The 20,451-nt window shown below is 69.3% G+C and carries 24 protein-coding genes; 12 read left to right on the plus strand and 12 right to left on the minus strand.

Annotated features, from left to right (window positions below; genetic code table 11):
- Positions 1-10 precede the first annotated feature (10 nt).
- Genes ACYVGD_RS00870 through ACYVGD_RS00880 form a run of 3 tightly spaced genes read left to right on the plus strand, consistent with a single transcriptional unit; the run spans position 11 to position 1,284 of the window.
- Positions 11-532: a DinB family protein gene (locus ACYVGD_RS00870; RefSeq protein ID WP_460741071.1), complete on the plus strand. Its 522-nt coding sequence runs from the start codon at positions 11-13 to the stop codon at positions 530-532.
- Positions 533-585: 53 nt separating this feature from the next.
- Positions 586-1,146, plus strand: a complete 561-nt coding sequence (locus ACYVGD_RS00875; protein ID WP_460741072.1) for a mycothiol transferase — start codon at positions 586-588, stop codon at positions 1,144-1,146.
- Positions 1,147-1,149: 3 nt separating this feature from the next.
- Positions 1,150-1,284, plus strand: a complete 135-nt coding sequence (locus tag ACYVGD_RS00880; protein ID WP_460741073.1) for a hypothetical protein — start codon at positions 1,150-1,152, stop codon at positions 1,282-1,284.
- 18 nt (positions 1,285-1,302) lie between these two features.
- Here ACYVGD_RS00880 and ACYVGD_RS00885 read toward each other — a convergent pair whose 3' ends face one another.
- Positions 1,303-1,890, minus strand: a complete 588-nt coding sequence (locus ACYVGD_RS00885) for a flavin reductase family protein (protein ID WP_460741074.1) — start codon at positions 1,888-1,890, stop codon at positions 1,303-1,305.
- Positions 1,891-2,160: 270 nt separating this feature from the next.
- Entirely contained in the window at positions 2,161-2,775 is a 615-nt protein-coding gene (locus ACYVGD_RS00890) for a LysE/ArgO family amino acid transporter (protein ID WP_460741075.1), read from the minus strand.
- A gap of 70 nt (positions 2,776-2,845) precedes the next feature.
- Here ACYVGD_RS00890 and ACYVGD_RS00895 point away from each other — a divergent pair, with 70 nt between their 5' ends.
- Positions 2,846-3,715 (plus strand): LysR family transcriptional regulator ArgP, encoded by an 870-nt coding sequence (locus ACYVGD_RS00895; protein ID WP_460741076.1) that lies wholly within the window; start codon positions 2,846-2,848, stop codon positions 3,713-3,715.
- A gap of 184 nt (positions 3,716-3,899) precedes the next feature.
- Here ACYVGD_RS00895 and ACYVGD_RS00900 read toward each other — a convergent pair whose 3' ends face one another.
- The 7 genes from ACYVGD_RS00900 to ACYVGD_RS00930 are packed head-to-tail and all read right to left on the minus strand — an operon-like array spanning position 3,900 to position 10,308.
- The gene (locus ACYVGD_RS00900) at positions 3,900-4,337 is read right to left on the minus strand and encodes a metal-sulfur cluster assembly factor (protein ID WP_460741077.1); all 438 of its coding nucleotides are present in this window, start codon (positions 4,335-4,337) and stop codon (positions 3,900-3,902) included.
- Position 4,338: 1 nt separating this feature from the next.
- The gene (gene sufU, locus ACYVGD_RS00905) at positions 4,339-4,800 is read right to left on the minus strand and encodes a Fe-S cluster assembly sulfur transfer protein SufU (RefSeq protein WP_460741078.1); all 462 of its coding nucleotides are present in this window, start codon (positions 4,798-4,800) and stop codon (positions 4,339-4,341) included.
- 2 nt (positions 4,801-4,802) lie between these two features.
- Positions 4,803-6,116: an aminotransferase class V-fold PLP-dependent enzyme gene (locus ACYVGD_RS00910; RefSeq protein WP_460741079.1), complete on the minus strand. Its 1,314-nt coding sequence runs from the start codon at positions 6,114-6,116 to the stop codon at positions 4,803-4,805.
- Positions 6,109-6,876 (minus strand): Fe-S cluster assembly ATPase SufC, encoded by a 768-nt coding sequence (gene sufC / locus ACYVGD_RS00915; RefSeq protein ID WP_460741080.1) that lies wholly within the window; start codon positions 6,874-6,876, stop codon positions 6,109-6,111. Before sufC ends, ACYVGD_RS00910 begins: the two co-directional genes overlap by 8 nt.
- Before the next feature lie 2 nt (positions 6,877-6,878).
- On the minus strand, positions 6,879-8,090 hold the full coding sequence (sufD, locus tag ACYVGD_RS00920; protein WP_460741081.1) for a Fe-S cluster assembly protein SufD: 1,212 nt from the start codon (positions 8,088-8,090) through the stop codon (positions 6,879-6,881).
- Positions 8,091-8,141: 51 nt separating this feature from the next.
- Positions 8,142-9,572, minus strand: a complete 1,431-nt coding sequence (gene sufB, locus ACYVGD_RS00925) for a Fe-S cluster assembly protein SufB (protein WP_460741082.1) — start codon at positions 9,570-9,572, stop codon at positions 8,142-8,144.
- A 1-nt stretch (position 9,573) separates the two neighbouring features.
- Positions 9,574-10,308 carry a helix-turn-helix transcriptional regulator gene (locus ACYVGD_RS00930; protein ID WP_460741123.1) on the minus strand — a complete coding sequence of 245 codons (735 nt, stop codon included), beginning with the start codon at positions 10,306-10,308 and terminating at the stop codon, positions 9,574-9,576.
- Positions 10,309-11,251: 943 nt separating this feature from the next.
- On the opposite strand from ACYVGD_RS00930, the gene ACYVGD_RS00935 reads away from it, so the two are divergent.
- From ACYVGD_RS00935 to ACYVGD_RS00960, 6 genes are read left to right on the plus strand one after another with little or no spacing between them, the layout of a single operon-like run.
- The gene (locus tag ACYVGD_RS00935) at positions 11,252-12,679 is read left to right on the plus strand and encodes a NucA/NucB deoxyribonuclease domain-containing protein (RefSeq protein ID WP_460741083.1); all 1,428 of its coding nucleotides are present in this window, start codon (positions 11,252-11,254) and stop codon (positions 12,677-12,679) included.
- Positions 12,680-12,704: 25 nt separating this feature from the next.
- The gene (locus ACYVGD_RS00940) at positions 12,705-13,181 is read left to right on the plus strand and encodes a hypothetical protein (RefSeq protein ID WP_460741084.1); all 477 of its coding nucleotides are present in this window, start codon (positions 12,705-12,707) and stop codon (positions 13,179-13,181) included.
- Between the two features lie 34 nt (positions 13,182-13,215).
- The gene (locus ACYVGD_RS00945) at positions 13,216-13,656 is read left to right on the plus strand and encodes a hypothetical protein (protein WP_460741085.1); all 441 of its coding nucleotides are present in this window, start codon (positions 13,216-13,218) and stop codon (positions 13,654-13,656) included.
- A 4-nt stretch (positions 13,657-13,660) separates the two neighbouring features.
- Positions 13,661-14,377, plus strand: a complete 717-nt coding sequence (locus tag ACYVGD_RS00950) for an ABC transporter ATP-binding protein (RefSeq protein ID WP_460741086.1) — start codon at positions 13,661-13,663, stop codon at positions 14,375-14,377.
- Positions 14,374-15,138: an ABC transporter permease gene (locus tag ACYVGD_RS00955; protein ID WP_460741087.1), complete on the plus strand. Its 765-nt coding sequence runs from the start codon at positions 14,374-14,376 to the stop codon at positions 15,136-15,138. Before ACYVGD_RS00950 ends, ACYVGD_RS00955 begins: the two co-directional genes overlap by 4 nt.
- A complete protein-coding gene (locus ACYVGD_RS00960) occupies positions 15,126-16,022 on the plus strand; it encodes a COX15/CtaA family protein (protein ID WP_460741088.1) in 897 nt (298 codons plus the stop codon). The genes ACYVGD_RS00955 and ACYVGD_RS00960 overlap by 13 nt, the downstream gene beginning before the upstream one ends.
- 107 nt (positions 16,023-16,129) lie before the next feature.
- Here the strand turns inward: ACYVGD_RS00960 and ACYVGD_RS00965 are convergent, their stop codons facing one another.
- Positions 16,130-17,086, minus strand: a complete 957-nt coding sequence (locus ACYVGD_RS00965) for a heme o synthase (protein ID WP_460741089.1) — start codon at positions 17,084-17,086, stop codon at positions 16,130-16,132.
- 127 nt (positions 17,087-17,213) lie between these two features.
- On the opposite strand from ACYVGD_RS00965, the gene ACYVGD_RS00970 reads away from it, so the two are divergent.
- Together ACYVGD_RS00970 and ACYVGD_RS00975 are read left to right on the plus strand one after the other, a co-directional pair.
- On the plus strand, positions 17,214-18,035 hold the full coding sequence (locus ACYVGD_RS00970) for a hypothetical protein (protein ID WP_460741090.1): 822 nt from the start codon (positions 17,214-17,216) through the stop codon (positions 18,033-18,035).
- The gene (locus tag ACYVGD_RS00975; RefSeq protein WP_460741091.1) at positions 18,032-18,343 is read left to right on the plus strand and encodes a hypothetical protein; all 312 of its coding nucleotides are present in this window, start codon (positions 18,032-18,034) and stop codon (positions 18,341-18,343) included. Before ACYVGD_RS00970 ends, ACYVGD_RS00975 begins: the two co-directional genes overlap by 4 nt.
- 32 nt (positions 18,344-18,375) lie before the next feature.
- Here ACYVGD_RS00975 and ACYVGD_RS00980 read toward each other — a convergent pair whose 3' ends face one another.
- Both ACYVGD_RS00980 and ACYVGD_RS00985 read right to left on the minus strand, forming a co-directional pair.
- Positions 18,376-18,753 (minus strand): hypothetical protein, encoded by a 378-nt coding sequence (locus tag ACYVGD_RS00980; protein WP_460741092.1) that lies wholly within the window; start codon positions 18,751-18,753, stop codon positions 18,376-18,378.
- Positions 18,753-20,315: a WXG100 family type VII secretion target gene (locus tag ACYVGD_RS00985; RefSeq protein ID WP_460741093.1), complete on the minus strand. Its 1,563-nt coding sequence runs from the start codon at positions 20,313-20,315 to the stop codon at positions 18,753-18,755. Before ACYVGD_RS00985 ends, ACYVGD_RS00980 begins: the two co-directional genes overlap by 1 nt.
- Between the last annotated feature and the right edge of the window lie 136 nt (positions 20,316-20,451).

Genomic DNA, 20,451 nt, shown 5'->3' on the forward strand with positions numbered 1-20,451 from the left:
AGTGAGGGACATGAGCGAACTCGACATCACCCGTGCCGCCCTCTTCCAGCTGCAGTGGCACTGGGAGAACCAGCTGCGTCCGCGCCTCGACGGCCTGACCGACGAGGAGTACCTGTGGGAACCGGTGCCCGGGGCGTGGAACATCCGCCCCGGCGAGCCGACCACCATCGACTTCGCCGTTCCCGAGCCCGATCCCGCGCCCGTCACGACGATCGCGTGGCGTCTCGGCCACGTCGTCGTGGGCGTGCTCGCGATGCGCAACGCGAACCACTTCGGCCGTCCCGCCGCCGACTACACGACGTGGTCGTGGGCCGCGACGGCCGACGAGGCGCTGCGCCAGCTCGACGAGCAGTACGCGGCGTGGGTCACCGGCGTCGCCGGCCTCGATGCGGCGGCGCTCGCCGAGCCGAACGGCGAGCCGGGCCCCTGGAGCGACCTGTCCATGCTCGACCTCGTGCTCCACATCCACCGCGAGGTCATCCACCACGGCGCCGAGGTCTCGCTGCTGCGCGACCTGTACGCCCACCGCTGACGACACCAGAACCGACCTTCCCGACACCCCGGGAAACAACCGAAGGAGATCCCATGCATCCCGCAGTCCTCACCGAGTCCGAGGTCCTCGTCGGCCACATCGCCGAGATGCTCGACGGCATCCGCAACTCGGCCCACGGCCTGGCCGACGAACAGGCCCGCTCCACCCCCTGCCGGTCGGAGCTGTCGATCTCCGGCATCGTCAAGCACTGCACGTGGGTCATGTCGGCCCAGACCGGCGGCCGCGAGAGCGAGCCCGGCTCGACCGAGGGCGCCGCCGAGTTCATGGGCAGCTTCCGCCCGACGCCCGACGAGACGATCGACGTGCTCCTCGAACGCTTCGACACCGTCCGTGACACCTACATCGAGTCGATGCGGGCCCTCGATCCCGCCGCCGAGATGATCGCCGCGCCCCAGCCGTGGGAGGGCATCCTCACCGAGAGCCGGCAGTCCACGCGCCTGCTGCTGGCCCACCACATCGACGAGTTCGCCCGTCACGCGGGTCACGCCGACATCATCCGCGAGCAGCTCGACGGCGCCGACGCCATGGCGCTGCGCTTCGCGGCCGAGGGGCGCGAGGGCAACGCGTACGTGCAGCCCTGGTCGCCGAGCTGAACCGTGGAGGAGGATCGTGCCAAGTCGCTGACGACCAGACCCCTCACCACCGAACGGTTCGACGACTTCGCCGACGTCGACGAGACGGACGCGGTGGCCCGCGGGCTCCCCCACCTGGTCATGCGCCGCACGGGCTGAACGCCGGACGGCGAGGCCTCAGTCCGGTCGCCGCAGCGACACCACCTCACCGAAGGTGACGTAACGGGAGCCGGACAACCGCGCGAGCGGGTCGAGCGCCGACTCGACCGGCCGGTCCCCGTCCATAGCCGTTTCTGCCACGGCCGCGTGCACGAGCGTGCCGAGCACCAGGTGGGAGTCACCCACCGGTATGACGCGTTCCCGCACGCACTCGAGCGCGGCGGGTGCGCCGGCGACGCGCGGCGGCCGCACTCGGACGGCGGGCTCTGCGGCCAGCCCGGCGTGGGCGAGCTCCGACTCACCGTGCGGGAGGGACGCCGCCGAGGCGTTCATCTGCTCCAGCTGGGCGCGCGAGGCCAGATTCACCACGAACTCGCCGGTCGCCTCGACGTTGATGAGGGTGTCCTTGCGGCCCACCGAGGTGAACTGGACGACCGGCGGATCGGCCGAGGCCACCGTGAAGAACGAGTGGGGCGCGAGGTTGGTGCGCCCCTGCTCGTCCACCGTGCTCACCCAGGCGATCGGGCGCGGGATGACCAGGCCGGTCAGCAGCCGGTACGGTACGCCTTCACCCAGCTCGGCGACGTCGATCTCGCGCATGTTCATGCCGCAAGGCTAGCGGCGCGGTAAGGCCCACCACGACTCGCGGGTCTCGTGCGTCAGCGCCAGCCCGGTGATCATCGTGAGGGCTGCGGCGACCAGGCTGGCGGTGAGAACGCGCTTGGGAGTTCGGGTTGTGGCCCGTGGTCAGGTGCGGCGGAACTTCTGCTGCATCGGTCACACGCTCTCCTGTCACTTTTTGCCGCTCATGCGGCCCGCACAGGCCAGGGCTTCACCGGCACTGCTCGGTTGTTCATGATGTGGCACATGTACGCGTCAGCCGATCAGCAGGCGTACGCCGAGCACGAGCATGATCAGCCCGATGACCAGGTCCAGGATGCGCCAGGCACGGGGGCGGGCGAAGACGCGGCTCAGGGCGCGGGCGCCGTAGCCCAGGCCCGTGAACCACAGGATGCTGCCGATGCCCGCGCCGACGGCGAAGGCCCACCGGTGACCCGGGTGGGAGTTTGCGACCGAGCCGAGGAGGACCACGGTGTCGAGGTAGACGTGCGGGTTGAGCCACGTGAAGGCGAGCACGGTGAGCACGGCCCGCCGCAGTGTCATGCCCGCACCACCGGTGTCTGTCTCGAGCCGCTCGCTCTGCAGCGCCCGGCGGAAAGCGAGGACCGCGTACACCAGAAGAAAGGCGGCGCCGCCGAAGCGGATGACCCAGATGAGCCACGGGATCTGGGAGATGAGCGCCCCCATGCCGGCGACACCGGCGACGATGAGGACGAGGTCGGACAGCGCGCAGATGGCCACGATCGGCAACACGTGCTCGCGTCGCAGGCCCTGCCTCAGGACGAAGGCGTTCTGGGCACCGATCGCCACGATGAGCGACAGTCCGAAGCCGAACCCGGCGAGGGCGGCGAGCACTGATTCGGTGGTCATGCGGCTGAACCTAGACGCCCGTCGCGATCCGCGCGAACTCAACTTACTTCATCGGGTTTAGCATCTCTTCATGACGATGCCCGATTCCACCCACCTCGCCACGCTCGTGGCCGTCGTCGACGAGGAGTCGTTCGAGGGGGCCGCGTACGTGATGGGCGTCTCGACGAGCGCCGTGTCGCAGCGCATCCGCGCACTGGAGGAGGCGGTCGGCCACACGGTCGTGCGCCGCACGAAGCCCGTGGAGCCGACGGCCTCGGGCCGCGTGCTGCTCCGGCTCGCCCGCCAGGAGGCGCTGCTGCGGGCCGACGCGCTCAGCGAGCTCGGCCACCACGCGGGCCGCACGGTCGTCTCGGTGGTCATCAACGCCGACTCGCTGGCGACGTGGGCCCTCGAACCGCTGCAGCGCGTGGCCGAACGGCTGCCGGTAACCTTCGACGTGCGGCGCGAGGACCAGGACAGCTCGACCGGCCCGCTGCGCGACGGCACGGCGATGGCCGCGGTCACGTCGGTCGCCGACCCGGTCCCCGGCTGCACGTCGACGCCGCTCGGCACGATGGCCTACCACCCGATGGCGTCGTGGGCGTTCATGACCCGACACTTTCCCGACGGCGTGACCGCCGACGCGCTGGCCGCGGCCCCCATGGTGAACTTCGACCGCTCGGACGACCTGCAGCTGCTCTGGGCGCGTCGGCACACGCCCGGCCGGATCGACCCGCCAGTGCACTACGTGCCCGAGTCGACGACATACGGTCAGGCCGTACGACTGGGGCTGGGCTGGGGCATGATCCCCGCGCTGCAGGCGACCGGCGACCTCGTTCCGCTGGCCGCGGGTGAGCAGGTCGACGTGCCGCTGTTCTGGCAGCGGTGGAAGCTCGACAGCCCCCTGCTCGACGCCGTCAGCGCCGCGTTCGCCGACGCCGCCCGTCAGGGGCTGCGCTGAGCACCAGCCGCCGCCTCCGCCGCCACCACTGGCGGCACCGCCGGGCAGGAGGACCCGATCCCCCCACCGCAGCACGGGGTCACCCCACAGGTGCTGCATGGGAACTCGGTGCCCTCGAGCGGCGCCTGCGCGGCGCGAGTCGATCAGCTGCTTGACACGCTGTTCCGTGGAGCGAGCTACGGGATCAGACGTTGAAGCCGAGCAACCGCAACTGGTCGCGGCCGTCGTCGGTGATCTTCTCGGGCGTCCACGGCGGCATCCAGACCCAGTTGATCGCCGAGCGAGAGGCGAGCCCGTCGAGCGCGGAGTCGACCTGTGCCTCGATGACGTCGGTCAGCGGGCACGCGGCCGAGGTCAGCGTCATGTCCACGGTGACGGCGTTGTCGTCGTCGACGTGGAGACCGTAGACGAGGCCCAGGTCGACGACGTTGATCCCGAGCTCGGGGTCGACGACGTCCTTGAGCGCCTCGGTGAGCTGCTCCATGTCGGGCTTGGCACCCGTGGCGGCCGTCGGCGGCTCCTGGTCGGGAAGGGTGTCCTTCACCAGGTCGCTGGGACGGGTCTCGTCGGCGCCGTCGGCCTGCGGGGCCGTCGCGGTCTCGGGCTGGGTGGCGTCGGTCATCTCAGGATTCCTTACCGTCGGTCTGGTCGGGTGACTGCGAGCGGAGGGCGGCGTCCTTGAACGCCGACCAGCCGAGCAGGGCGCACTTCACGCGTGCGGGGAACTTGGAGACGCCCACGAACGCGATGGCGTCCTCGAAGCGCTCCTCGTCGGGCTCGATGCGGCCCTTGGACTGCATCATCTCGAGGAACTCGTCGTGGAGCCCCAGCCCGTGGTCGACGCTGCGGCCGATCACGAGGTCGGTCATTACCGACGTCGAGGCCTGCGAGATCGAGCAGCCCACCCCGTCGTAGGAGACGTCGGCGACCTTGTCGCCGTCGAGGCGGACGCGGAGCGTGAGCTCGTCGCCACAGCTGGGGTTGACGTGGTGGACCTCGGCGTCGAACGGGTCACGCAGACCGCTGTGGTGCTTCTCGCGGTAGTGATCGAGGATGATCTCCTGGTACATCTCTTCGACGTTCATGGTCACCTCCCTCGGAAGAATCGGATCGTGTACGCCAACGCGTCGACGAGCGCGTCGATCTCGGCCGGCGTGGTGTACAGGTAGAACGAGGCACGCGTCGACGACTGGATGCCCAGACGCTCGTGGAGCGGACGCGCGCAGTGGTGGCCGCCACGGACGGCGACGAGCTTCGAGTCGAGCAGCTGCGACACGTCGTGGGGATGGATGTCATCGATGGTGAACGAGATCGCTCCCCCACGGTCGACCATCTCGATCGGCCCGAGGACGCGCAGGCCCTCCAGCGACTTCAGGCCCTCCAGCGCGTACGCGGTGATCTCCTGCTCGTGGGCGGCGACCGCCTCCATGCCGAGCCCCGTGAGGTAGTCGACCGCGGCCCCCAGGCCGGCGGCCTGGGCGATGGGCGGCGTACCGGCCTCGAAGCGGTGGGGCGGCGGGGCGTAGGTCGACCCCTCCATCTTGACGATCTCGATCATCTCGCCGCCGCCGAGGAACGGCGGCAGCTCGGCGAGCAGGTCGTAGCGGCCCCACAGGACGCCGATGCCGGTCGGACCGACCATCTTGTGGCCGGTGAACGCGACCAGGTCGGCCCCGAGCGCCGCCACATCGGTGGGCAGTTGCGGCACGGCCTGCGACGCGTCGACGACCATGGTGGCACCGACAGCGTGGGCGCGGTCGGCGATCGTACGCACGGGGTTGACCGTGCCGAGCACGTTCGACACCCACGTGACCGAGACGACCTTGGTGCGCTCGTTGATCAGCCCGTCGCGCTCGGCGGCCTCGAGGTCGAGGCGCCCCTCGGGGGTGATGTCGAACCACCGCAGGGTCGCGCCGGTGCGCTGGCACATCATCTGCCACGGCACGATGTTGGAGTGGTGCTCCATCACCGAGACGACGACCTCGTCACCGGGGCCGAGCGAGGCACCCAACGTCTGCGCACACAGGTTCAGCGCCTCGGACGCGTTCTTGGTGAAGACGATCTCCTCGGAGCGCGAGGCGCCGATGAAGGACGCCACCTTGGCGCGCCCGCCCTCGAACGCCTCCGTCGCCTCCGCACCCAGCAGGTGCATGGCACGCGCGACGTTCGCGTTGTGGTCGAGGTAGTGCTCCGCGATGGCGTCGACGACCTGGCGGGGCTTCTGCGACGTGTTCGCCGAGTCGAGGTAGACGACGGGGCGGTCCCCCTCGGTGCGCGACAGGATGGGGAAGTCGCGGCGTACGGCCTCGACGTCGAGCCCTCGGGGCGCGGGGGTGTCCGCGCCCTCGACCGGGACGGTCTCGGGGATCTCGACGTTGTCGGCCTGCGGGGCGTCAGGCATTCGCCTGCGCCGCCTTGACGTACTTGTCGTAGCCCTCGGCCTCGAGCTGGGCCGCGAGCTCCGGGCCGCCCTGCTCGGCCACGCGGCCGTCGACGAACACGTGGACGTAGGTCGGCTTGATGTAGTTCAGGATGCGCGTGTAGTGGGTGATCAGCAGCACGCCGCGGTCGCCCTGGTCGGAGAAGCGGTTCACACCCTCGGACACGATGCGCAGGGCGTCGATGTCGAGGCCCGAGTCGGTCTCGTCGAGCACGGCGAACTTCGGGTTCAGCAGCTCGAGCTGGGCGATCTCGTGGCGCTTCTTCTCGCCGCCGGAGAAGCCCTCGTTGACCGAGCGCTGGCCGAACGACTTGTCGAGGTTCATGCGGCCCAGCGAGTCGTTGACCTGCTTGACGAACTCGCGGACCTTCGGGGCCTCGCCGTCGATGGCGGTCTTGGCGGTGCGCAGGAAGTTCGACACCGACACGCCCGGCACCTCGACCGGGTACTGCATCGCGAGGAACAGGCCGGCGCGGGCCCGCTCGTCAACGGACATCTCGAGGATGTCCTCGCCGTCCATGAGCACCTGGCCCGACGTCACCGTGTATTTCGGGTGGCCGGCGATCGCGTACGCCAGCGTGGACTTGCCGGAGCCGTTCGGGCCCATGATCGCGTGGACTTCACCGGAGTTGATGGTGAGGTTGACGCCCTTGAGGATCTCCTTGGCGCCCTGTTCGGTGTCGACGGAGACGTGGAGGTCGATGATCTCGAGCTTGGTCATGGCTATCGGGCTTCCTGGTTGTTCTCGGTGGTGGGCGCGAGCGTCGGCGCGCCCACGGTGGTCTGGAGCTCGGCCTCGACGGCGGCGAGGAGTCGCTCCTCGACGGCCGGGACGCCGATGCGGCGGATGATGTCGGCGAAGAAGCCGTGGACGACGAGGCGGCGGGCCTCGGTCTCGTCGATGCCGCGGCTGCGCAGGTAGAAAAGCTGCTCGTCGTCGAAGCGGCCGGTCGTCGAGGAGTGGCCGGCGCCCTCGATCTCGCCGGTCTCGATCTCGAGGTTCGGCACCGAGTCGGCCTGGCAGCCGTCGGTCAGCACGAGGTTCTTGTTGGCCTCGTAGGTCTCGATGCCCTCGGCGACCTTGCGGATCAGCACGTCACCGATCCACACGGAGTGGGCGCCCTTGCCCTGCAGCGCGCCGCGGTAGTCGACGTTGGAGCGCGTACGCGGGGCGTTGTGGTCGACGAACAGGCGGTGCTCGATGTGCTGGCCCGCGTCGACGAAATAGAGGCCGTACTGCTCGATCGAGCCGCCGGGGCCGGCGTACTCGGCCGTCTCGGCGATGCGGACGAGGTCGCCGCCCAGCGAGACCGAGACGCTCTTCACGTTGGCGTCGCGGCCGACGGTGAAGGAGGTCTGGCCGGTGTGGACGGCGTCGTCGGCCCAGTCGGCGATCGAGACGAACGTGATCTCCGCGCCGTCGCCGACGACGACCTGGGTCAGGGCCGCGTACGTCGCCGAGCCGGAGTGGCGGACGGCGATCGTGGCCCGGGCATGGGTGCCCACGGTGATGACGGTGTGGGCGTGGACGACGTCGTCGACCGAGGCGCCGCGCAGGTCGATGACCACGGGGTCGGTGAGTTCGGTGTTCGCGGGCACGTCGAGACGCTGCACAGTGCCGGCGTGGCTGGCCGCCATGGCGGCGATGCGGTCACCGGGGGCGTGCCCGCAGAAGGAGCGGGCCTCGTCGGCCGGGATGTTGGTCAGGGTCACGCCCTGTGGCAGCTGGGCCTCGACCTTCAGGGTCGCGCCGGTACCGTCGGCCTCGAGGAGGCCGCGCAGGCGCCTCAGCGGGGTGAAGCGCCACACCTCCTCACGCCCGGCGGGCACCGGGTGGTCGGCGAGGTCGTAGGACGGCGTCGGGTGCAGGTGCGACGCGATGGCCGTCTCGACGGCGCCCGCGACGGCAGGCTGCGTCTGGGTGTCTGTGGTCACGTGTGGTTCTTTCCTTCGATCTGTGGAGAGGTGCGGGGGCCTACGCCGGCGTCAGCCGACCGCGCCCTCCATCTGCAGCTCGATGAGGCGGTTGAGCTCGAGCGCGTACTCCATCGGGAGCTCCTTGGCGATCGGCTCGACGAAACCGCGCACGATCATCGCCATCGCCTCGTCCTCCTCCATGCCGCGCGACATCAGGTAGAACAGCTGGTCGTCCGAGACCTTCGAGACGGTGGCCTCGTGGGCCATCGACACGTCGTCCTCGCGGACGTCGACGTAGGGGTAGGTGTCGGAGCGGGAGATCTGGTCGACCAGCAGCGCGTCGCACTTCACCGAGGACGCGGAGTGGTGGGCGCCCTCCTGGACCTGGACCAGGCCGCGGTAGGACGAGCGGCCGCCGCCGCGGGCCACCGACTTCGAGATGATCGAGCTCGAGGTGTGGGGCGCGGCGTGGACCATCTTGGAGCCGGCGTCCTGGTGCTGGCCCTCGCCGGCGAAGGCGATGGACAGCGTCTCCCCCCGGGCGTGCTCGCCCATCAGGTAGACGGCGGGGTACTTCATCGTCACCTTCGAGCCGATGTTGCCGTCGACCCACTCCATCGTCGCGCCCTCCTCGCAGACGGCGCGCTTGGTGACCAGGTTGTAGACGTTGTTCGACCAGTTCTGGATGGTCGTGTAGCGGCAGCGCGCGCCCTTCTTCACCACGATCTCGACGACGGCCGAGTGGAGCGAGTCGGACTTGTAGATCGGGGCCGTGCAGCCCTCGACGTAGTGCACGTACGCACCCTCGTCGACGATGATCAGCGTGCGCTCGAACTGGCCCATGTTCTCGGTGTTGATGCGGAAGTAGGCCTGCAGCGGGATCTCGACGTGGACACCCTTGGGCACGTAGATGAACGAGCCGCCCGACCAGACGGCGGTGTTCAGCGCGGCGAACTTGTTGTCACCGGCGGGGATGACCGTCGCGAAGTATTCCTGGAACAGCTCCGGGTGCTCCTTCAGCGCGGTGTCGGTGTCGAGGAAGATGACACCCTGGCGCTCGAGCTCCTCGTTGATCTGGTGGTAGACGACCTCGGACTCGTACTGGGCCGCGACACCGGCGACCAGACGGGCCTTCTCGGCCTCGGGGATGCCGAGCTTGTCGTAGGTGTTCTTGATGTCCTCGGGCAGGTCCTCCCAGGACTGCGCCTGGCGCTCGGTGGAGCGCACGAAGTATTTGATGTTGTCGAAGTCGATCTCGTCGAGGTCGGCGCCCCAGGTCGGCATCGGCTTGCGGCCGAAGAGCTTGAGGCCCTTCATGCGCAGGTCGAGCATCCACTGCGGCTCGGACTTGAGGTCGGAGATGTTCTGCACGACGGCCTCGTTGAGACCGCGCTTGGCCGCGGCACCGGCCGTGTCGGGGTCGTGCCAGCCCCACTCGTACTTGCTGAGGGCCTCCAGGTGTTCGTCCTGGGTGACCTCCGGGCGATCGATCTGGGTCATATCAGGCCTTCTTCCTGTGGTTCGTGCTTCGCGGATGGTTGGTCATGTCGATCTCGACGTCCGTGACGTGCGGGATGTGCGTGGTGCACACCCCGTCGCCGTGGGCGATGGTGGCGAGCCGCTGGACGTGGACGCCCAGGAGCTCGGAGAACAGCCGGGTCTCGGCCTCGCACAGCTGGGGGAACTGCTGGGCCACGTGGGCGACCGGGCAGTGGTGCTGACAGAGCTGTTCGCCCGCTCGCGCGGGGCGCGTCGAGGCCACGTAGCCGTCGGCGCTGAGCGCCTGGGCCAGGACCTCGACGGGGTTGCGCCCCGGGTCGGCCAAGCGCAGGCTGCGGTAGCGCTGCTCGACCTCGCGTACGCGGCCCCGCGCCAGCTCGGCGACGGCCTCGTCTCCCCCGGCCCGCGCCAGCTGGGCGAGCGCGGCGATGGCGAGGTCGTCGTAGGCCTGGTGGAACGAGGCACGGCCGGTGTCGGTGAGGACGAACACCTTGGCCGGGCGGCCGCGGCCGCGCGCGCCGTAGACGCGCTGCTCGCGCGCCGAGAGGTGGCCCTGCTCGATCAGCGTCGTCGTGTGGCGGCGGATGGCGGCAGGGGTGAGCCCCAGCCGATCAGCCAGCTCCGCGGCCGTGGACGGCCCGGACTGCATGATCGCCTGCATCACGCGCTGGCGCGTCGATGCGTCGTCGTGACCCGCATCGGCGGCCGGCACGCGCGGGGCGTCGGTCTCCTGCATGCTTTTCACAACGCCATTCTTGCGTTAATTGTTCCTCGGGTCCAACTTAGGTGAGCCTCACCCGCCGACACCCGGCACCAGGCAGCCATGCTCTGGGTTCCGAACCCTGGCCTCCTTGGACGCGAGGTTCGCGTTCGACGTGCGGGCGCTCATCGAGATGTGGAGCCCGCCCCACCTCGCCGATGCGGGAGCCGGCGACGGCGGCGGTCTTGACTGACCGGGTTCCTGACTGCGGTCTGCGGTCGAGCTGCACGAGACCCACCCGCCCAAAGGGACCCGTTGCCTTCAACCAGCCACGCCGGATAGGGTGAAGCCCACCCCCCACCCCCATGCGCTCAAGGACCACGATGAGAGCCTCTGTCGCGTTGCTGCCCCTTTCACTCCTCGTCGCTCTTACACTCTCCACCACACCTGCGGCTCATGCAGATGTGACCTCGCCGCCCAAGCGGGTGTCGAGGGATACCCCCCCACCTCGACCCCAGGTGAGTTCTGACCGCAGCCCGGATGCCACAGAAGGCCGCTTACGCAGCCCCAACCTCGGCTCCGGGGGGTGCCGATCAGGAGTCAGGGGGATCATTCTCTGCGCGACCAGCAAGAAGATCGCCGCCTCGAGAGGGGCTGGTCCGCCATGCGCGGCAGTCCCCAATACCGCGTACCGGTCGCGATTCGCATCCTGCTACTGGGACTTGGTCGACGTCCAAACCATCAACTCCGACACCGGACTAGTGATCAGGCACGCCGAATACACGGTCACCGTCGAAACTACCGTCGCCCATGACTCCCTGACAGCAACGAAGAAGATTCAGATCAGTCCGACGAGCGGGTCTGCTGGATATTCGATCGAGCCAGGCACCAGGCCGACCTCCTGATCCTTCGAGCAGACCGCATCAGTCAGACCCCCACCCCCTCGCAGCTGAACTCGCTCGGAGCCGGCTCCGCCGAGATGATCACGACCGGAACCGTGGGGATTTCCAATGAGTATGAAATCGTGGGCGTGGGACTGATATCCGACTTCAAGTGGCGCGACACCGAGACAGGGGACGAGTACAACTGGACTGCCGACGCCAACCCTATCCGCTGCGACGGCGGCGGTCACTTCGGAAAGGGCTATAAAGAGGGCTGCGTTCTACCGAAGGCGGTAGGAACATACCACATCCCGACCTATCACGCGGGAACCCCTTTTCCACAGTACGCCCGACACATCCGTTACGCCTTGGCCAGCGGACTCCCCGCACGGCTCACCCGTGCCACCAAAGACGTGGGGAACGCGAACCGCGCTGCAGCCTGCCCCAGGGGCCCCGTCAGCTGTGACGAGTACCCGTTCGCCTCCACGACCCAAGGGGCGGACTCAGGAACAGGGCCCGCCAGATCCTTCAACTGGTGCAACATGAACGACCCCCATAGAACCGGCCCTGGCAGCTTCAGCCGGTGCGCCATTCCCCTGGAGGAAAACAGTGCCGGAGGCGCGCACTTGAACACCAAAGGATACTATCCCCAACGGATACTCCCCGGAGACTCCTTTGACGTCAGCGTCGACCCAAGTGAGATCGACCTCAGATATCAAGAAATGGGCGCCGGATCATCATTTCTTGGCCAGCCGACGACTCAGGAACACTGCGGTCTCCGGGACAACGGGTGCTTCAAGCAATTTCAGCACGGCAGCCTCTACTACTCACCGGATTCAGGCGTCCACTCCATTGGCGGCACCATCAGGGAGAAATGGGGCGAGCTGGGCTGGGAGGGCGGCACACTCGGATACCCGGTGACCGACGAGGCCTGTGGGTTGCAGGAACAGGGCTGCTTCCAACACTTCCAGAGGGGGAGTATCTACTACTCACCGGGAACCGGCGCCCACGCCATATGGGGAGAGATTCGCACCAAATGGGCATCCTTGGGCTGGGAGAGGAGCCCATTGGGATTCCCCACAGAGGAGGAGAGATGCGGACTTCGCGACGGTGGCTGCGTGCAAGGATTCCAGCACGGCCTTCTCTACTTCTCTGCTTCCGCGGGGGCCCACCCGGTTTGGGGGGCGATTCTTGAGAAGTATGAAAGATTCGGCTGGGAGCGAGACATTGGATATCCCACCAGTGACGAGTTCTGCGGGCTCAGGGACGGCGGTTGCGGGCAGCATTTCAGCCAAGCCGCCTCGATCTACTGGGCACCACGAGTCGGTGGCGCATTCGTCGTTCGCGGAGCGATTCGCGACCGGTGGTCAGCGCGGGGGTGGGAGAACAGCACTTACGGCTACCCGCGATCTGACGAGACCCCTCGCGTAGACGGACCGACCGGCGAACGGTACGTCACAGGCTGGTTCGAAAGAGGCGCCATACACTTTCGATTCCGAACCTCGGAAATCATAGAAGCGCCCTGAGACACGACCACGAGAAGGACCGACTTTGATCAAGGAATGCACCGCCCCCACCGCATTCGGGGTCACGCTGCTCAGCGGACCCATCTCCGAGACCGACGTATACACGGCCCCCGTGAAGTTCGGTCCGGGCTTCGTCGCATTCGGAGCCCTGGACCAGCACGACCAAGCCCATGCCCACGTCCGCTGCCACATCGACGAACCCCCGGTCGACGACTTCGGCCCCAGCTCGGTCGACGAGACCGGATCAGTCGTCCTCGAAGGCACCGATGCCACCCCATGGGCGCACGAGATCATCTTCTGGGCCGTGAGCGTTCCCGCCAAGACCGTGCTGTTCTCCGGCATCGGCCGGTTCCCGTTCGACGTGCGGGTCCGACGCCACCAGGAGACCCGGGTGTGGCTCATCGAGATGTGGAGCGCGCCCCACCTCGCCGATGCGGGAACCGACGACGGCCGACCCGACCGACCGAACAGTACCTTCGATTCCGAACCCTGGAAGTCATAGAAGCCCCCTGAGACACCCCTGGAGGACCGACCTCGTGATCAAGGAATGCACCGTCCCCACCGCGTTCGGCTTCACACTGCTCAGCGGCCCCATCTCCGAGACCGACCTGTACCCCACCCCCGTGAAGTTCGGGCCCGGTTTCGTCGCATTCGGAGCCCTGGACCAGCACGACCAGACCCACACCCCCGTCCGCTGCCACATCGACGGACCCCCGGTCGACGACTTCGGCCCCAGCTCGGTCGACGAGACCGGATCGGTCGTCCTCCAAGGCATCGATGAGGCCCCGTGGGAGCACGAGATCATCTTCTGGGCTGTGGGCGTTCCCGCGAAGACCGTGCTGTTCTCCGGCATCGGCCGGTTCCCGTTCGACGTGCGGGTCCGACGCCACCAGCGGACCCGTCGATGGCTCATCGAGATGTGGAGCACACCCCACCCCACAGATGCGGGAACCGGCGATGACGGCGGTCTAGACTGACCGGGTGCCCGACTCCCCCGCCGCCCTCGAGCTGACCGGTGTACGCCTGGCCCTCGGGGGCCACCCGGTGCTCGACGGCCTCCACGTCCTCGCCGAGCCCGGCCGCGTGACCGCCCTGCTCGGCCCCAACGGCGCGGGCAAGACGACGACGATCCGCTGCTGCACCGGCCTGCTGGAACCCGACGAGGGTCGCGTACGCGTCCTGGGCCGCCCCCCGGCCGAGGCGACCGCGGCCGGGCTGCTGGGCGTCATGCCCCAGGCGACGGGCGCGTGGTCCGGCGTACGCCCGCTGGAGCTGCTCCACTACCTCGCCAAGCTGTACGCCACGCCCCTGCCCGTCGACGCCCTGGCCGCGGAGCTCGGCATCGACGGGTTCGCCCGCACGACCTATCGCCGCCTGTCCGGCGGCCAGAAGCAGCTGGTCAACCTCGCCGGCGCGATCGTGGGCCGCCCGAGCGTCGTCGTGCTCGACGAGCCGACCGCCGGCCTCGACCCCCACGTGCGCCACCGCGTCTGGGACCTCGTCGAGCGCCTGCGCGACGCGGGCGTGAGCGTGCTGCTCACCACCCACCACATGGACGAGGTCGAACGTCTGGCCGACGAGGTCGTCATCATCGACGCCGGCCGCGCGCTCGTCCACGGGCCCCTCACCGAGGTCACCGCTGGCCGCCGGCTCGAGGACGTCTTCCTCGAGCTGACCCGCCCCGGAAGGGCCGCATGAGCTCGCTCGACCTCTCCCCGTCCCCCGGCCCGGCCCCCCGCCCCCAGCGGGTCCGCGCCCACGCACTCACCGAGGCGACGCTGCTGGCGCGCAACGGAGAACAGATCCTCCTCGCCCTGGTCATCCCCGTCGCGATCCTCGTCGGCGGCCACTTCCTCGGCGCGCGCGTCGGGCTCCGCATCGACACGCTGGCCCCGTCGGTGCTCGGGCTTGCGCTGTGGTCGTCGGCGTTCACGTCCGTGGCGATCGCGACGGGGTTCGAGCGCAGCTACGGCGTGCTCGAGCGGCTCGCGGCCACCCCGCTGACGCGCAGCGGGCTCGTCGTCGGCAAGGCGCTCGGGCTCGGCCTGATCGCGCTCGGTCAGGTCGCGGTGCTGATCGTCGTGGCGCTGCTGCTCGGCTGGCGCCCCGGGTTCACGGCGGGGTCGCTGCTGGTGGCCCTCGTCGCCGCGGTCCTCGCGTCGGCCGCGTACGCCTCCCTCGCCCTCGCGATGGCGGGAGTCCTCAAGCCCGAGATCACCCTTGCCCTGGCCAACCTCGTCTACCTGGCCGGTCTCGCGCTGGGCGCGGTGATCTGGCCGACCGACGCCTACCCGCCGGTGCTGCACGGGGTGGTCGCCGCTCTGCCGACCGCCGCCCTCGGCGAGGCGTTTCGCGAGGGTGCCGCCGGGACCGCCGCGTGGTGGTCGCTCCCCATTCTCGCCATCTGGGCCGTCGTCGGCTCACTCGTCGCTCGAAAGGTGTTCCGATGGACGTCATGACCCAGGCCCCCGCCGCAGGCTCGACAGATGAGGAGGCCGGCTGGCGCCACATGCGCCTGTGGGCCGTCGGCAGCCTCGTCGGCAACATGGGCCTGATCCTCACCGGTGCACTTGTCCGCCTGACGAAGTCCGGCCTCGGCTGCCCGACCTGGCCCAAGTGCACCGACGAGTCGCTCATCCCGCAGGGCATGGGCCTGCACGGCGCCATCGAGTTCGGCAACCGCATGCTCACGTTCGTGCTCGTCGCGCTGGCGATCGGCACCTTCGTGGCGGCCATGCGCCTGCGCGACAAGGGCGAGCCGCGGCGCGACCTGCGGCGCCTGTCGTTCTGGGCGGCCATGGGCATCCCCGCCCAGGCACTCATCGGCGGCATCACCGTGCTGACCCAGCTCAACCCGTACGTCGTGGCGTCCCACCTGCTGGTGTCGATCGCCCTGATCGTGCTGCTGGTGCTGCTCGTGCGCCGGGCGTACCGCCTGACCCCCGAGTCCGTGGCGCCCGCGGGCGCGCTGTGGGCGAAGGTGGCCTTCTGGCTGATGATGGTCGCCGTCGTGCTCGGCACGCTGGTCACCGGCTCGGCACCCCACGGCGGCGACGCCGACGCCGTCCGCACCGGCTTCACCCTCGAGGTCGTCGCCAAGGCCCACGCCTGGTCGGTCTGGGCGGTCTGCGCCGCGCTGGCGCTGGCCTGGTGGAAGACCCGCTCGCGTGCGGCGGTGTGGCTCGCCCTCGCGACGGCCTTCCAGGCGCTCGTGGGCTACCTGCAGTACTTCAACGGCCTGCCGATCTGGATCGTCGCCCTGCACATGATCGGTGTCGCCGTCGTCACCGCACTGGCGGCGAACCTGCTGTGGGGCGTACGCGGGGTCGAGTCCCAGCGCTGAGCCGCTGCGCGCTCATGAACGCGTGATGAAACCGTCCTGGACCATCCAGTCGCAGGCCACCGGCTGGGCGGACGCGGCCTCTTGTCTGGAGGTCTGCGAGGTTCGGGTCAGTGGAAGATCAGCGGGTCGATCGCGGCGGCGAGGAAGATGACCGCGAGGTAGCTGTTGGAGAAGTGGAACAGGCGCATCGGCTTCAGCTCGGCGTCGAGCTTGCCTGCGCGGGCGCGGACCAGCAGCTGCCAGGACTCCCCCAGCAGCACCGCGCCGCCGACGGCTGCGACCGCCGGGTAGAGCCAGCCGGTCTGGGCCACCGGCCACAGAACCAGCGACGTCAGCACGGTCAGCACCGAGTAGACGAGGATGCGTACGGCGACCTTCGGCGCGGACATGACCACCGGCAGCATGGGTACGCCGACCTTGGCGTAGTCCTCGCGGTAGCGGAACGCCAGCGCCCAGGTGTGGGGCGGCGTCCAGAAGAAGACGATGGCGAACAGGATGAACGGCGCGAGCGACACCGAGTTGGCGACGGCCGTCCAGCCGATCAGCGGCGGGAAGCAGCCCGCGATGCCGCCCCAGACGATGTTCTGCGACATCGAGCGCTTGAGCCACATCGTGTAGACGAAGACGTAGAACGCGTTGGCCGCGAGCGCCAGCACCGCCGAGAGCGGGTTGACGAACAGCACGAACAGCACCGTCGACACGATGGCCAGCACCACACCGAACGCCGTGCCGGCCGCGGGAGACACCTGGTGGCGCGGCATCGGGCGACGACGCGTGCGCCGCATCTTCTCGTCGATGTCACGGTCGAGCACGCAATTGAACGTGTTGGCCGACGCCGCCGACAGGCAGCCCGCCAGCAGCGTCCACAGCACCAGCGCGAGGTCGGGGATGCCCTTCTGGGCGAGGAACATCGCGGGCGCGGTCGTGACCAGGAGCAGCTCGATGACCCGCGGCTTGGTCAGGGCGACGTACGCCTTGACCACGTCCAGCCACGTCGCGGCCCCGGCGGCGACGTCGGCCGACGTCGAGACGGTGGGCGCGGGATCGGCATGCAGACGCGACACGGGTCAGGTTCTCGATTCTGGTCAGGGACGTAATCAGACCCGAGTCTACGACGGATCGTGCGGAAATCCGCACTTCCCGCCCTGCAGCGGGGGTGGTCTGACTCCGCTGCTCGGTATCGTGCCCTCCATGCCCGTCGACCCCACGCCCCTCGACGCCGAGCGCTACGCCGCGGACCTCATGGCTCGAGCCCAGCGCATGTACGCCGACGCCACCTCCCGCTCCCACGAGCTGGCCTCCCTCGGCGTCACCGCCGAGCAGGGCGACGTCCGCGTACGCGTCTCCCCCGGCGGCGTGCTCGACGAGCTCGTCGTCGCCGACGGGGCCGCGGTGAACCCCGTCAGGCTGTCGCAGGACGCGACCACCGCCTACGAGGCGGCGCTGCGGGCCCTCACCTCCGCCGTCGCGAGCCGCTCCGGCGGGCTCGACGCCCAGATCATGGCGTACGCACCCGAAGAGCCGACCGAGCCCGTCCCTGGTGCCGGCGGCGTCGAGGTGACCGTCGACGAGGCCGAGGAGCTCCCCGAACTGCCGATCGACGCACAGTTCGAGTCGCTGCTGTCGATGCTCGACGACACCCCCGACGACCTCCAGCGCTTCGTCGACCACCCCGAGTTCCGCCGGCTGAGCCCCCAGGGCGACCCGACGACCTGGCAGCACGACCTGCAGGCGCAGGTGCAGGCGATCAGCGCCAACGCCGACGAGCTGGCCGAGGCGTCGCGGACGATCGTCGGCACCCACGAGACGCCCGAGCTGACCGTCGAGGTCGGCACCAGCGGCCGCGTCGAGCGCCTGCTGTTCAAGAACGCCGTGCGCCAGGTGCCCCCCGAGCGCGTGGGCGGGCTGGTGATGGAGGCGTACGCCGCCGCCCGCACCAAGGCCGAGCAGCGGCTGGCCGGGGTCGTCGACGACCTCGGCTACGCAGACGTCGCACGAGAGGACCGCCCATGAGCGCCGACGAGACGATCGACATCCAGCAGATCTCCCAGCACGCCGACACGATGGGCCAGCTCGCCTCGTCGGTCGGCGCGATCGTCGGCGCGGTGGCCAAGCCGCCCAACCCGACGATGTACGGCGTGCTGATGAGCCCGGTGCTGACCGGCGTGATGTCGCTGATCACCAAGGCGGGCGCCGACTACATCAACGGTGCCACGCACGCGGTCTCGACCACGGCCGAGGGTCTCGCCAAGACCCGCGACGCCTATCAGCAGACCGAGGACGACAACGTCGAGCTCGCCAGACGGGCGACGCCGGCCTGAGCCGTGCGGCTGATGGCGGGCATCGGCAGGCCTCAGCGGTGGAGCGGCGGCTGCCCCTGCTCCTGCACCAGGTCTGCCTGACCGATGCCCTCCTCGGCCTGGACGGAACGCAGATCGACGTCGGCCCACGGCGACGGCTCGAAGCGGTCGACGACCTCGGTCAGGTGCTCGAGGAGCTCGCGAGCTCGGGCCTCCTCCGGTCCCAGCTGCCAGTCCATCCCTGACGCGAGCTTGGCGGTGAGTGCGTCGGCGTAGAACCGGGCCCATTCGCTGTCGGACGCACGAAGGATCCCGTCACGCCACTGCCGGGTGCGAGAGACCAGGCGTGCTCCCGGCTCCCCCAGCGTGTCGAGGTGCTCGTAGAGCGCGTCGGCGGCACCGAGGATCGCTTTGACTCCCTGTCCACTCATCAGTCATCTCCCCACGGGTTGCTCTGGATCCACCAGCGATCGGGGTTGCCCAGATCAGACTTGGGGATCGTCCCCAGCGGGACGAAGACCTGCTCACCACCACCAGGCAGATGGACGAGGTTACCCGGGCCGGACCCCGTCGCCATCTGGGGCCCTGCCGGCCCCACCCAGACGTGGAGGTCCTCTGTCGGGGAGTAGGACACCAGGCCGTGGTCGCCGTTCCACTCGTTGAGTACCGCCAGGTCAGAACGCAGGTAGTCGTTGCTGAGCGGTGGCTCCTTGGTCCAGAACTGGCCACCGGGCCACTGGTTATCCCCCACCACGCGGTAGCGGGTCTCTCCCTTCGGCCAGATCTCCGGCCGCGGCGTCTCGCCGAACGTCTTGAGGTCCTTCTTGGTGAGCGGCTGCCAACCCTTCGGCGTCTCCGACGGGCCCTTGGCACCGATCGGACCGTCGGGCTTGCCGGGGATCCCCTGGGTCTCCGGGACGTCGCTGGTCGGTTTCAGGTAGGGATGGTCGCCGCTGTTGACGGGCGAGCCCGGGTCCGCGATGCGTTCCGGGTCGCCGAACGGCGGATGGCTCGCCGGTGTCGGCCCCTTGGGCGCGTCGGGCGAGTCCGGCGTGTCGACGGGCGGTGTGCCGCCCGGCGGGACGGAGCCACCAGCTTCGGGCTTGGGGGCGTCCGGGGCCGTGGGCGCATCGGGCGCTCCACCGGTGGGCGAGCCGGGCGCCCCACCCGTCGTCGGGTCCATCCCCGCGGAACTGGTGCCAGGAAGGTCCGGGGCATCCACGTCAGGGATCTTCGTGCCGTCGGGCATGCGACCGGCCGCCTTGAAGAACTTCGCGCCCATCTTCTCGAAGGCGGCTGCGGCCTTGGCGAACATGCGCGACAGCGGGCCGATCCTCGACGTCAGCTTCGACAGCTTGCCGAAGACCTTCGAGATGCCCATCGAGATCTTGCCCATGACGAGGCTGACCTTCGCCGACGCCCACGCCGTGTAGGCCGCCAGCGAAGACCCCAGCGAGGGGATGGCGGCGGCGGCCGCTATGACCGCGTTGGTGACCAGCGAGATCACCAGGTCCTTGACCATGCCCCAGATCAGCTCGCGCAGGACGGCCACGATGGTGCCGGCGACCTGAACGGCCTGGGCCATGGTCTGGGCCAGCTTCGCGCTCGCGACCAGTGCCCTGGAGACGTTGGCCTGCACCTGCAGGTAGGCGTCCCGGGCACCACCGGTCCAGCCCGGGATCTGCTCGGCGACGGCGCTCGAGTGCTGCTGGGCGATCTGTGCGAGGTGCTGGGAGGCCTGGCCCCACGTGCCCGCGTACCCCATGATCTCCGGCGGGTCGCCCAGCAGGAGGTCGAGCGGCTCCTTCACGAACGAGACGTTGGCGGCGACCCAGTCGAGCAGGGGGCCGAGCGCCGCTCCGACGAGCGCACCGGCGGGATCGAGGAAGGCGTTCAGTGCGGCCATGCCCAGGCCGACGACGCTGGTGGCGTCGTCGAGGCCGAGCTCGCCGTCGCCGAGGGCCTGGGCGGCCTCCATCGACTCCTGGATCACGGCCCCTCCTCTGCTGACGCGTGGCGTAACCCCGGAAAGGTAGCGGGACACGGGGCCATCACCCCGCCCGCCGCAGGGTGGGGCGTGCATGTCACGATCCCGCAACGGTAGGCTCGGACCCGTACACAGGACCCAT

Source organism: Mariniluteicoccus endophyticus (assembly GCF_054780035.1).